This is a genomic window from Actinokineospora sp., assembly GCF_050699995.1.
Lineage (GTDB): Bacteria > Actinomycetota > Actinomycetes > Mycobacteriales > Pseudonocardiaceae > Actinokineospora.
Map to the genome: position 1 here is coordinate 1 of NZ_JBOHGC010000311.1, position 11,654 is coordinate 11,654.

Below are 11,654 nucleotides of genomic sequence, written 5' to 3' on the forward strand. Positions count from 1 at the left end.
GTGTGCGGCTTCGGTTGGCGGACGGTCGGGAACTGGTGGACGGGATGTCCTCCTGGTGGGCGGCCATCCACGGGTACCGCAACCCCGTCCTCGACGCCGCCCTGGCCGAGCAGGCCGGGAAGATGAGCCACGTCATGTTCGGCGGCCTCACCCACGAACCCGCCGTTCGGCTCGCCGCGAGGCTGGTCGAGGTCACCCCGGCCCCGCTCCAGCACGTCTTCCTCCGCGATTCCGGCTCGGTCGGTGTCGAGGTCGCCATCAAGATGTGCCTGCAGTACTGGCGGTCGCTGGGGCAGGCGGGCAAGACCAAGTTGCTGACCTGGCGCGGCGGCTACCACGGGGACACGTTCAGCCCGATGAGCGTGTGCGACCCGGACGGCGGCATGCACAGCCTGTGGCGTGGTGTCCTGCCCGTCCAGGTGTTCGCGGACGCGCCGCCCGCCGAGTTCGAGCACGACTACGTCGCCCACCTCGCGGCCGTCATCGAGGAGCACGCCGACGAACTCGCCGCCGTCATCGTCGAGCCGGTCGTGCAGGGCGCGGGTGGGATGCGCTTCCATGACGCCCGCTACCTGCATGTCCTGCGCGAGCTGTGCCTCACCCACGACGTCCTGCTCGTCTTCGACGAGATCGCCACCGGTTTCGGCCGCACCGGCGAACTCTTCGCCGCCGACCACGCGGGTATCAGCCCGGACGTGATGTGCGTCGGCAAAGCCATGAGCGGCGGCTACCTGAGCATGGCCGCCACCCTCTGCACCTCCCGGGTCGCCGACGGCATCTCCCAGGGTGAGGTGCCGATCCTCGCCCACGGCCCCACGTTCATGGGCAACCCGCTGGCCTCGGCGGTCTCGCTGGCGTCCATCGACCTGCTGGTGAGCCAGGACTGGCGAAGCACCGTGAAACGGATCGAGTCCGAGCTGACCTCAGGCCTGGCCCCAGCCCGGGACTTGCCCCACGTTCGCGATGTCCGTGTCCTGGGCGCTATCGGCGTGGTGCAACTCGACCACCCGGTCGACATGGCCGCCGCGACCAGGGCCGCCACCGACGCGGGCGTCTGGCTGCGACCGTTCCGGGACCTGATCTACACCATGCCGCCGTTCATCAGCACCACCGACGACGTCGCCATCATCACCGAAGGCGTCATGGCCGCCGCCCAAGCCGGCTAGCGCACCGCTAGGCGACGGGAAGCCCCAAAGCGTCGGCCAGTTCCGCATTCGTCGGCTCGACCAACACATCCCCACCCGGCAGCACCACAACCGGAATGTTCTTCCGCCCACCCGCCAGTTCCACCGCGCGATCCCGCGCCGTGGAGTCCTGCTCGACGTCGATCTCGTCGAACGGGACACCGTTCGCGGTCATCCAGGACTTCGCCCGGCGGCAGTCGCCGCACCAGTCCGCGCTGTAGATGAGGACTTGATTGTTCACGGGTTCGACACTAACCGAGGAGGGCGGGTGACTACGTCACTACCAGTTGCCAGGTCTAACCTGTCCTCCCGTGAGTGTCCTCGTGATCACCGGGACCGGCACGGGCGTCGGCAAGACCGTCGTCACGGCCGGGATCGCCGCGCTCGCGTTGCGGTCGGGCCGTCGTGTCGCTGTGCTCAAGCCCGCTCAGACGGGGGTGGCCGCCGGTGAGCCGGGCGACCTCGACGACGTGCGCAGGCTCGCGGGCGAGCTGACCACCCGGGAGCTTCGCCGCTTCCCCGACCCGCTTGCCCCCGACACGGCCGCGCGGCGCGTCGGGATGCCCGCGGTGCGGCCATCGGAGATCGCGCAGGTCGCGGGGGAGTTGGACGACACCCACGACCTCGTGCTGATCGAGGGCGCGGGCGGCCTGCTGGTCCGCTTCGACGACGCGGGCGGCACCCTGGCCGACGTCGCCTGGTCGCTGGGCGCGCCCGTCGTGATCGTCGCCGAGGCTGGGCTGGGCACCCTCAACGCGACCGCGCTGACCGCCGAGGCGCTGCGTGGCCGCGGCATCATCTGCGACGGCGTCGTCGTCGGCTCCTGGCCCACCGAGCCCGACCTCGCGTGCCTGCACAATCTCGAAGACCTGCCCGTCGCCGCGGGCGCCCCGCTCATCGGGGTCGTGCCCGCGGGCGCCGGAGCGCTTGACGCGGCCGACTTCGCCCTGGTGGCCCGCACGTCCCTCGCGCCCCGGCTGGGTGGGGACTTCGACGCGGACGAGTTCGCCAAAGAGCTCACCGCCGGGACCCCGCCTGGGGCGTGAGGAACATCGCTGACGAGTCCGTCCGCCATGAGGCAGACTGCTGCGGACCGGACTCACTAGGAGGAACAACGTGACGGCTACCGCCGAGCACACCAAGGACAGCCCGATCACGGGCGACATCCTGACTGTCGCGCGCGAACAGGTTCTTGACCGCGGCGTCGGTCTGTCCGAGGACCAGGTGCTGCAGGTCCTCCGGCTCGGTGACGACCGACTCGACGACCTGCTCGCGCTCGCCCACGACGTGCGGATGAAGTGGTGCGGTCCCGAAGTCGAGGTCGAGGGCATCGTCAGCGTCAAGACCGGCGGCTGCCCCGAGGACTGCCACTTCTGCTCGCAGTCGGGCCGCTTCCCGACCCCGGTGCGCTCCGCGTGGCTCGACATCCCCGGCCTGGTCAAGGCCGCCCGCGAGACCGCCGATTCCGGCGCGACCGAGTTCTGCATCGTCGCCGCCGTGCGTGGCCCCGACGCCCGCCTCCTCGCGCAGGTCCGCGACGGCATCAAGGCCATCCGCGAGTCCGGCAACGACATCCAGATCGCCTGCTCGCTGGGCATGCTCACGCAGGAGCAGGTCGACGAGCTCGTCGCGATGGGCGTGCACCGCTACAACCACAACCTCGAGACCGCGAAGTCGCACTTCCCGCAGGTGGTGACCACGCACTCCTGGGAGGAGCGCTGGGACACCCTGCGCATGGTGCGCGAGGCCGGTATGGAGGTCTGCTCCGGCGGCATCATCGGCATGGGCGAGACCGACGAGCAGCGCGCCGAGTTCGCCGTGCAGCTCGCCGACCTGGACCCGCACGAGGTCCCGATGAACTTCCTCATCCCGCAGCCCGGCACCCCGTACGAGAAGTACGAGCCGATCGAGGGCAAGGACGCCCTGCGCGTCGTCGCCGCGTTCCGGCTGGGGCTGCCCCGCACGATGCTGCGCTTCGCCGGCGGCCGTGAGCTGACCCTGGGCGACCTCGGCGCGGAGAAGGGCATGCTCGGCGGCGTCAACGCGATCATCGTCGGCAACTACCTGACGAACCTCGGCCGCCCGGCCCAGCAGGACATCGACATGCTGGCCGACCTGAAGATGCCGATCAAGGCGCTGAGCGACTCGCTATGACGTTCTGCGTGCACTGCGGCCGACCGCCCGCGGACGGGGACCACACCCCGTGCCGCGGCGGCCGCGCCGCCCTGGAACCGCCGCGCTTCTGCGGCGAGTGCGCCCGCCGGATGATCGTCCAGATCACCCCCGCGGGGTGGTCCGCGCGCTGCAGCCGACACGGCGAGTCGACCAGCGCGGGCACGCTTGCCCTGACCGACTAGGCTCGCGCGCAGCGTCAGGCGTCGTGAGCGGAGGTCAGGAGTGACGGAACAGCCCGTCGAATCAGGGCAGCACGTCGACTCCGACGGCTCTGCAGTGCGTACCGAACCCTCGGTGTACGGACCAGAGTTCCCGATCTGGCACCGCCCGGCGCCCCGGGTCGTCGTCAAGGCGGACCTGCTTCCGGCGATCAGCATCCTGTCGTTCGTGTCGCTGTTCGGCATGGTGATCGGCTGGCTGTGGTCGCGCCTGGCCCCGGCGCAGCTCGTCGTCGTCGGCGAGGCGGGCAAGCTGTTCAACGTGCGCGGGGAGAGCCTGCACCGCTTCCACGACCTGGTGTTGTTCGTGCTCCTGGGGCTCGGCGCGGGCATCGTCACCGGCGCGGGTGTGTGGATGCTGCGCGAGCGGCGCGGTCCCGTGGTCATGCTGGCCGCCGTGATCGGCTCCGCCGTGGCGGCCTGGCTGGCCGCGCAAGTCGGCGTCTCGTGGGCCGAGGCCCGGTTCATGGTGACCGGCGCCCCGAAGGTCGGCGACGTCGTCGCGGTCGCCCCGCGTCTGGAGTCGCTGTGGGCCGTCATCGCCTGGCCGCTGGGCACGGCGATGGCCTACGGCCTGACCGCCGCGTGGAACGGTCACGACGACTTGGGCCGCCGCCTCGGCTAGGTCACGGTCGAGTCGAGGCGGTCAACACCGAGCACCGCGATCGTGGGCCGCGCATTCGCCTCAGTCATGCGCAAGGCCAGCCACCCACCGCGAGTCCCCACCCCCCGACAACGACTTCCCAATTCCCGACCGCGAGTTCTCATTTCGCGAGGAGCGCCCCGCATGCCGGCGCGCCTCGGTGGTCGCGAGTGGGAACTCACTGTCGTGAGTTGGGAACTCACTGTCGTGAGTTGGGAAGTCGTTGTCGTGAGTTGGGGACTCGCGGGTTAGTCTTCGGTCGCCCAGCTGGGCTGACAATGGGGCTCTGCCCGCCCTCGGCGGTCCTCGCGTGGTCTGCCTGGGGCTGCGACCACGCACCGCAGGCCAGTCACCAGCGATTTGACCGTTGGCTCGGGTTCGTGGCGGGTCTATTTCGAGCTAGTTCAGGCTCAGTGGTGAGGTGAATTCTGTTGGGGGAGCGGGGACCGCGCGCAAGGCCGTGAGCAAGCCGGTCTCGCGGTTGAGCAGGCGGATGACCATCCGCAGCCGGTGCAGCGGCCTGGTTTCCTCCAGCAGGTGCTGCCGGTCCTCCAGGGTCAACAGGCAGTCCGCGGCGAGGGCGTGCGCCAGTTCGCGGATGTCGGTGTCGTCGGCGGGCTCGTCCCAGTCCTCGCTCTGCCACGCGGCGTCGCAGTAGCGCCGGTGCGCGGACCGTGCGGCCTCGGCGAGCATCTTCACCGACTCGGCCGGAGCCGTCGGCGCGGGGATGTCCGGGATCCACTCCACCTGGCCGATCAGGTACGGCGCGCTCGTCGAGTCCAGTTCGAGCAGCCGGAACCGCCGGTCGCCGGTGGAGACGATGTCGAACCGGCCGTCGGGCAGCCGCTTGGCCTGGCGCAGCGCCGCCGAGCAGCCGATCTCCTGCAGCTGCGCCATGTCGGTGATCTCGTGGTGCGACGATGGCCGCATCGCGATCACCCCGAACCGCCGGTCCGGCACGGTTCCGGTGACCAGGTCGACCGTCAGCTGCCGGTATCGCGGTTCGAAGATGTGCAGCGGCATGTTCGCACCCGGCAGGAGCACGGCCTGAAGGGGAAACAGGGGAAGCGAATCAGCCACGCGGACCACGCTACGACGAAGCGGCCCGCTCCGCTGTCCGATGGGTCACGGTTAGTTCGTACGGCCTATCGCTCCGTCACCGGCTGGTGGTCGCAGCACCGCGAACGGGTCGGTCACCGCCATTCGGGTGTCGGCGAAGCGGAACTGCGCCGCGGGCCTGCCACCCGCCCGGCCCGGCTTGGCCGTCTCACCGGTCGGGACGAGGAGCCCGCGGCGGGCGAGGACCCGCTGCAGGTTGGTCGCCGACACGCGGTAGCCCAGCGCCGCGGAGTAGAGCTCACGCAGCTCGGAGATCGTGAACGCGGGCGGCGCGAGGGCGAAGCCGATGTTCGTGTAGGACAGCTTCGACCGCAGCCTGCTCTGGGCCCGCGACGCGATCGTCTCGTGGTCGAAAGCGGTGGGGGGCAAGGCGTCGAGGGTATGCCAGGCGGTGTCCGGCGGCAGTTCGGGGTCCAGGTGGGATGGGACCAGACAGAGGAACGCGGTGGCCACGACCCGCGGTCCCGGAACCCGGTCGGGCGCGCTGAAAACCGCCAGCTGTTCGACGTGGGAGACCTTTCGCACATCGACTTTCTCGGCCAGTTGCCGTCGAATCGAGGCCTCGACATCCTCGTCCGCGCGCAGCCTGCCACCGGGCAGTGACCACCTGTGCGCATGGGGTTCCATCGCGCGCTCCCACAGCACCACCTGCAGTGATCCCGCTCTCACCCGGAGCACCGCGGCCAGGACTTCATGCGCGAGGGCCGTTGTGCCGGTGGTAGCATCCGTCATGTTTTCGATTCTAAGGCGAAAACCTCTGGATCGGAAATCTGACCAACGAGGAGGCCCGATGACCGCGGAACTGATCGACCTGACCCCCTATGGCGGGGTGGAGCCGAACAGCGCGTGGCGGGACGAAGTGCGCAGGCTGGCCAAGCAGCGCGACGCCGTGCTGCTGGCGCACAACTATCAGCTCCCGGAGATCCAGGACATCGCCGACCACACCGGCGACTCCCTGGCCCTGAGCCGGATCGCCGCGCAGAGCACCGCGTCCACGATCATCTTCTGCGGCGTGCACTTCATGGCCGAGACGGCCAAGATCCTGGCCCCGCAGAAGACCGTGCTCATCCCGGACGAGCGGGCGGGCTGCTCGCTGGCCGACTCGATCACCGCCGACGAGCTGCGGGCCTGGAAGGCCGAGCACCCCGGCGCCGTGGTCGTGTCGTACGTGAACACCACGGCCGAGGTGAAGGCCGAGACCGACATCTGCTGCACCTCCTCGAACGCCGTCGACGTCGTGCGCTCGATCCCGGAGGACCGGGAGGTGCTGTTCCTGCCCGACCAGTTCCTCGGCGCGCACGTCAAGCGCGAGACCGGCCGGGAGAACCTGCACATCTGGGCGGGGGAGTGCCACGTCCACGCGGGCATCAACGGCCCCGAGCTGGCCGAGCGCGCGGCGGCGAACCCCGAGGCCGACCTGTTCATCCACCCGGAGTGTGGCTGCGCCACCTCGGCGCTCTACCTCGCCGGTGAGGGCATCGTGCCGAGCGAGAAGGTCAAGATCCTCTCGACCGGCGACATGGTCACCCAGGCGCGATCGACGAAGGCGAAGTCCGTGCTGGTCGCCACCGAGATCGGCATGCTGCACCAGCTGCGCAAGGCCGCCCCGGACATCGAGTTCAACGCGGTCAACGACCGGGCGTCCTGCCGGTACATGAAGATGATCACCCCGGCGGCGCTGCTGCGCTCGCTGCGGGAGAACCGGGACGAGGTGCACGTCGACCTCGAGATCGCGCTGCGGGCCAAGGGCGCCGTGCAGCGCATGATCGAGATCGGCCAGCCTGGTGGTGGCGAGTGACCAGCCCGTGCTGGGAGGCCTCGGCTGACCTGGTCGTCGTCGGCACCGGCGTCGCGGGCCTGACCGCCGCGTTGCGTGCGCACTCGCTGGGTCTGCGGGTCCTGGTCGTGACCAAGGGCGCCGCGGACGAGGGCAACACGTGCTGGGCGCAGGGCGGCGTCGCCGTCGTCCTGCCCGGCGAGCACGAGGCGGGCGACTCGGTCGACAAGCACGTCGCCGACACTCTGGTCGCGGGCGCCGGCCTGTGCGACGACGACGCGGTCCGGGCGATCATCGCCGACGGCCCCGCCGCCGTCACCCGGCTGCGTGAGCTGGGCGCGGTCTTCGACCCGGGCGCGGACGGCAACCTCGCCCGCACCCGCGAAGGCGGCCACAGCGCGTTCCGGGTGGTCCACGCGGGCGGCGACGCGACCGGCGCGGAGGTCGAGCGGGCCCTGCTCGCCGCGGGCCGCGACGGCAGGCTGCCGATTCTGGAGCACCATGTCGCCGTGCAGGCGCTGCGCACGCCCGCGGGCGCCGTCACGGGGCTGACCGTGCTCGACGACTCCGGCGTGCCGGGCGTGATCACGGCCACTGCCGTGCTGCTGGCCTCCGGCGGGCTCGGGCAGCTCTACCAGGCGACGTCGAACCCCGAGGTCGCCACCGGCGACGGCATCGCGCTCGCGCTGCGGGCCGGGGCGCCGGTCGCCGACATCGAGTTCGTGCAGTTCCATCCGACCGTGCTCTACACCGGCCAAGGCGCGCGTGGCCGCTGCCCGCTGGTGACCGAGGCGGTGCGTGGCGAGGGCGCGGTCCTGATCGACGCCACCGGCGCGTCGGTTATGCAGGGCGTGCACCCGTTGGCGGACCTGGCGCCGCGCGACGTCGTGGCGGCGGCGATCACCCGGCGGATGGCCGAGGGGCGCGGCGGGGTCGACGACCACGTCTTCCTCGACGCCACCCGGCTCGCCGACGTGGACTTCGCGACCCGCTTCCCGACCGTGTACGCGGCCTGCCTGGCCGCGGGCATCGACCCGGCCGTCACCCCGATACCGGTCGCGCCCGCCGCGCACTTCTCGTGCGGCGGCGTGATCGCCACGGTCGACGGTCGCACGGCGGTGCCCGGCCTGTACGCGGCTGGTGAGGTCGCCAGCACCGGCCTGCACGGTGCGAACCGGTTGGCGTCCAACAGCCTTCTCGAAGGGCTGGTCGTGGGCGCGCGTGCCGCGGAGGCCATCGCCGCGGACCTTGCCGACGGCAGGCTGGGCGATCCCCGGCTCGCCGTCGTCTCCGACATCCCGGTCGCGCCCGTCGCCGACCGCGACTCCCTGCAGCGCGTGATGAGCCGCTACGCCGCGATCGGTCGCGAGGCCGAGGGGCTGGCCGTGGTGGGCTCCGTGCTCGACGTGTCCGCCGTGGTTCGGCCTTTGGACACGCGCGAGGCGGTGGAGGACGCGGCCCTGACCTTGGTGGCCCGTTCGCTGATCGCGTCCGCCGCGGCCCGCACCGAGTCGCGTGGGTGCCACGTGCGCACCGACTTCCCGGTCCGGGACGACGCGAACTGGCGGCGCAGCCTGGTCGTCCGGCTCAACCCGTCCGGTCAGCCCGTACTGGCCGCCCCGACCGCTCTGCGAGGTGCGGCGTGATCGACCGCGACGACCTGGCCCGGGTCATCCGGACCGCGCTGGAGGAAGACCTCCGCTACGGCCCGGACGCGACCACCGAGGCCACCGTGCCCGCCGACGCTGTGGCGACCGCGGAGCTCACCCCGCGGTCGGCCGGTGTGCTGGCGGGCATCCCGGCCGCGCTGGCCGTGTTCGAGCAGGTCGTGCCGGACCTGGTCGTGGTGTCCGCGCAGGAGGACGGCAGCGCGGCCGTCGCCGGTCAGCCCGCGTTGGTGCTGCGCGGCAACACCCGCGCTCTGTTGACCGCCGAGCGGACCGCGCTGAACCTTGTCTGCCACCTGTCCGGCATCGCCACCGCGACAGCCGAGTGGGTGCGGGAGATCGCGGGCACCAAGGCCGCCGTCCGGGACTCGCGCAAGACGCTGCCGGGCCTGCGGCTGCTGGAGAAGTACGCGGTCCGGTGCGGCGGCGGCGTCAACCACCGGCTCGGCCTCGGCGACGCCATCCTCATCAAGGACAACCACGTGGTCGCGGCGGGCTCGGTCGGCAAGGCCATCGCCGCCGCCCGCGCCCACGCGCCGGACCTCTTCCTGGAGGTCGAGGTCGACGGCCTGGCGCAGCTGGACGAGGCGTTGGCCGAGGGTGTGGAACTGGTGCTGCTGGACAACTTCAGCGCGAGCGACTGCGCCAAGGCCGTCCAGCGGGCGCAGGGGACGGGCACCCGGTTGGAGGCCTCCGGTGGCCTGACCCTGGCCGTCGCGCGGGAGTACGCCCAGACCGGCGTTGACTACCTCGCGGTCGGGGCGCTGACCCACTCGTCGCCGGTGCTGGACCTGGGCATGGACCTGCGCGGTTAGCCTCGGCGGGCTGGGACCCAACCGTGGCCCCAGCCGCCCTGGGCCATGGTCTGGAACGCCCAGCCCTCGGCGGTCCGCACGAGCACATCGGCGTAGGTCATCTCCTGCCGCTCACCGTCGACGGTCACCGCCGCCTCGGTGATGACGACGACGAGGTTCTCGCTCAGGAAGTGGGGTGTCCGCACGGATTCCATGGCAGCGCCGCCGCCGACCGCTTCACTCATGGTCCGCACGAACTCTTCTCGGCTCCACGAGGCGACCGCCGCGGGCCCGCCGGGCACGTCGGTGGCCAGGTTCAGCGGGAAGACCGCCAGATCCGCCATCTCCTCGACAGCCCCGCGCTCAGCCAGGGCGTCATATCGGACGAACCACTCGCGGACACTTTCCCGTGCTTCATCAGGTGGCTGATACATCAGCACCCCACCCTCTCGTACGCTGTACCGTACAGCGTACTACATGAGTCCCGCGACCCACTTCCGCTGCTCCGGCGTGTCCGGCACGGGCATGCCGCGCGCGGCTTCGACCCGCCCCCAGGCGTCTTCCGGCGCGGTCCCGATGCCCGCGTCGGCCAATGCGGCCATCTCGTCATCGAGCCAGTCATCGCCTCAGTCTTTCGAGCGTTCGATCATCTCGGCGAGTCCGGCGAGCAGATCCTCCGCCCGCGGCGTGCGGCTCGGCGCGAGCATCCATTGCAGGGCGAAACCGTCGCAGACCGCGAGGACGAAGCTGGCCACCGCCAGGCAACGGGGGTCGTCCGCGGTGACGTCCTCCCCATATGAGGTGGCCACGATCTCGGCGATCCTGACCCGGGTGCGGTGCTGCAACCCGGCCAGTTGTTCGCGGAGCGCCGGGTCGCGTTCGGCTTGGGCCAGGGCCTCGACGAAGCTGAGCAGCAGGGCGCGGTGGTCGGTGAGGTGGGTCAGCACCGTGGCCCACGTCAGGTGGGCGCGGGCGATGGGGGAGGCGTCCGGGTCGGCCAGCGCGACCTGCGTCAGTCGCTCGCTCCATTCCTCGAACATCGCGCCGAGGGCTTCGTTGAGCAGGCCGGCTTTCGACCCGAAGTGGTAGCCGATCGAAGCGAGGTTGGTACCTGATTCGGCCACCAGGTCGCGCGTGGTGATATGCGCGTATCCCTTGTCCTGCAACAGTCTTGCGGCCGCCGCGAGGAGTTGCTCTCGATGTCCCACCGGCCAAGCGTAGTTGACCGGCGGATCTATACGGGTGTATGAATCGTGGAGCGGGTCACAATGCCGGAGGGTGCGCCATGAGTTCTGCCGAGGTCGCCATGCGTGAGTCGCTTCCGCCCGGGTCCCGTCTGCCTCGGCCCATCCAGACGATCCTGTTCCTGCGCTCCCGGCACCGCTTCGGCCCCATCTGGCGGCGCAAGCACGGTGACACGTTCACCGTCCGGCTGGCCGCAGACCGAACCGTCGTCGTGGTGAGCAGGCCCGAGGACATCCGTGAGATCTTCGCCGGACCGTCGTCGGTGTTCCACGCGGGCGAGGGCAACGCGATCCTCGAACCGGTGATGGGCAGCCAGTCCGTGCTGATCCTCGACGAGGACGCCCACCTGCGCTCCCGTAAGCGGCTGATGCCCGCGTTCAACGGCGCCGCCCTGCGCGGCTACGCCGGGATGATGACCGAACTGGCCGAGAAGTCCGCCGACCGCTGGCCGGTCGGCAAGCCGTTCGCCGTGCACCCGGTGATGAACGCGCTCACCCTGGAAATCATCTTGCGGGTCGTGTTCGGCATGGCCGAAGGCGACCGGCTGGCCCGGCTGCGGCCGCTGATCAACAAGGTCGTCGACATCGGACCGATCGCGATCCTCGGCTGGACCTACCCGGCGCTGAGCCGGTACTGGCCGTGGAAGCGCAACGCCCAGAACCTCGCCGACGCCGACGCCCTGCTGTACGAGGAGATCGCCGAGCGCCGCACCGAGGACCTGGCCGACCGCGACGACGTCCTCTCCCGCCTGCTCGCCGCCGACCCGGACGCGCCCGCCGCCGAGCTGCGCGACCACATGATGACCCTGCTCCTCGCCGGCCACGAGACCACC

At 70.9% G+C, this 11,654-nt stretch carries 15 protein-coding genes; 9 read left to right on the forward strand and 6 right to left on the reverse strand.

The genetic code is table 11. The features are described 5' to 3' along the window. The coding region (locus ACRDSQ_RS15370; protein WP_431421835.1) for an adenosylmethionine--8-amino-7-oxononanoate transaminase at positions 1 to 1,166 on the forward strand (1,166 nt) is incomplete at its 5' end. Positions 1,167 to 1,173: 7 nt separating this feature from the next. Here ACRDSQ_RS15370 and ACRDSQ_RS15375 read toward each other — a convergent pair. Next, positions 1,174 to 1,425 carry a glutaredoxin family protein gene (locus tag ACRDSQ_RS15375; RefSeq protein WP_431421836.1) on the reverse strand — a complete coding sequence of 84 codons (252 nt, stop codon included), beginning with the start codon at positions 1,423 to 1,425 and terminating at the stop codon, positions 1,174 to 1,176. A gap of 70 nt (positions 1,426 to 1,495) precedes the next feature. Here ACRDSQ_RS15375 and bioD point away from each other — a divergent pair, with 70 nt between their 5' ends. The 4 genes from bioD to ACRDSQ_RS15395 all read left to right on the forward strand — a co-directional run bounded on the left by bioD (position 1,496) and on the right by ACRDSQ_RS15395 (position 4,202). Then, positions 1,496 to 2,230: a dethiobiotin synthase gene (bioD, locus tag ACRDSQ_RS15380; protein ID WP_431421838.1), complete on the forward strand. Its 735-nt coding sequence runs from the start codon at positions 1,496 to 1,498 to the stop codon at positions 2,228 to 2,230. Between the two features lie 70 nt (positions 2,231 to 2,300). Beyond that, entirely contained in the window at positions 2,301 to 3,338 is a 1,038-nt protein-coding gene (gene bioB / locus ACRDSQ_RS15385) for a biotin synthase BioB (protein ID WP_431421839.1), read from the forward strand. Further along, the gene (locus ACRDSQ_RS15390) at positions 3,335 to 3,541 is read left to right on the forward strand and encodes a hypothetical protein (RefSeq protein WP_091374488.1); all 207 of its coding nucleotides are present in this window, start codon (positions 3,335 to 3,337) and stop codon (positions 3,539 to 3,541) included. Before bioB ends, ACRDSQ_RS15390 begins: the two co-directional genes overlap by 4 nt. Positions 3,542 to 3,653: 112 nt before the next feature. Then, positions 3,654 to 4,202, forward strand: a complete 549-nt coding sequence (locus ACRDSQ_RS15395; RefSeq protein WP_431421840.1) for a DUF2567 domain-containing protein — start codon at positions 3,654 to 3,656, stop codon at positions 4,200 to 4,202. A 417-nt stretch (positions 4,203 to 4,619) separates the two neighbouring features. Here the strand turns inward: ACRDSQ_RS15395 and ACRDSQ_RS15400 are convergent, their stop codons facing one another. Both ACRDSQ_RS15400 and ACRDSQ_RS15405 read right to left on the reverse strand, forming a co-directional pair. Further along, a complete protein-coding gene (locus tag ACRDSQ_RS15400) occupies positions 4,620 to 5,300 on the reverse strand; it encodes an LON peptidase substrate-binding domain-containing protein (protein WP_431421841.1) in 681 nt (226 codons plus the stop codon). A gap of 51 nt (positions 5,301 to 5,351) precedes the next feature. After that, positions 5,352 to 6,071, reverse strand: a complete 720-nt coding sequence (locus ACRDSQ_RS15405) for an NUDIX hydrolase (RefSeq protein WP_431421842.1) — start codon at positions 6,069 to 6,071, stop codon at positions 5,352 to 5,354. A 58-nt stretch (positions 6,072 to 6,129) separates the two neighbouring features. Between ACRDSQ_RS15405 and nadA the strand changes: the two genes are divergently transcribed. The 3 genes from nadA to nadC are packed head-to-tail and all read left to right on the forward strand — an operon-like array spanning position 6,130 to position 9,598. After that, a complete protein-coding gene (gene nadA / locus ACRDSQ_RS15410) occupies positions 6,130 to 7,137 on the forward strand; it encodes a quinolinate synthase NadA (protein ID WP_431421843.1) in 1,008 nt (335 codons plus the stop codon). Further along, positions 7,134 to 8,762 (forward strand): L-aspartate oxidase, encoded by a 1,629-nt coding sequence (locus ACRDSQ_RS15415; RefSeq protein ID WP_431421844.1) that lies wholly within the window; start codon positions 7,134 to 7,136, stop codon positions 8,760 to 8,762. Before nadA ends, ACRDSQ_RS15415 begins: the two co-directional genes overlap by 4 nt. Beyond that, positions 8,759 to 9,598 (forward strand): carboxylating nicotinate-nucleotide diphosphorylase, encoded by an 840-nt coding sequence (nadC, locus tag ACRDSQ_RS15420; protein ID WP_431421846.1) that lies wholly within the window; start codon positions 8,759 to 8,761, stop codon positions 9,596 to 9,598. Before ACRDSQ_RS15415 ends, nadC begins: the two co-directional genes overlap by 4 nt. Here nadC and ACRDSQ_RS15425 read toward each other — a convergent pair. Genes ACRDSQ_RS15425 through ACRDSQ_RS15435 form a run of 3 tightly spaced genes read right to left on the reverse strand, consistent with a single transcriptional unit; the run spans position 9,595 to position 10,785 of the window. Beyond that, the gene (locus ACRDSQ_RS15425) at positions 9,595 to 10,011 is read right to left on the reverse strand and encodes a nuclear transport factor 2 family protein (protein WP_431421848.1); all 417 of its coding nucleotides are present in this window, start codon (positions 10,009 to 10,011) and stop codon (positions 9,595 to 9,597) included. The genes nadC and ACRDSQ_RS15425 overlap by 4 nt on opposite strands. 39 nt (positions 10,012 to 10,050) lie before the next feature. Then, entirely contained in the window at positions 10,051 to 10,179 is a 129-nt protein-coding gene (locus ACRDSQ_RS15430; protein ID WP_431421850.1) for a hypothetical protein, read from the reverse strand. 24 nt (positions 10,180 to 10,203) lie between these two features. After that, complete coding sequence (locus ACRDSQ_RS15435; RefSeq protein WP_431421852.1) at positions 10,204 to 10,785, reverse strand: TetR/AcrR family transcriptional regulator; 582 nt, start codon at positions 10,783 to 10,785, stop codon at positions 10,204 to 10,206. 77 nt (positions 10,786 to 10,862) lie between these two features. Here ACRDSQ_RS15435 and ACRDSQ_RS15440 point away from each other — a divergent pair. Then, positions 10,863 to 11,654 (forward strand): cytochrome P450 (locus tag ACRDSQ_RS15440; protein ID WP_431421854.1); only part of this gene is annotated, 792 nt, incomplete at its 3' end.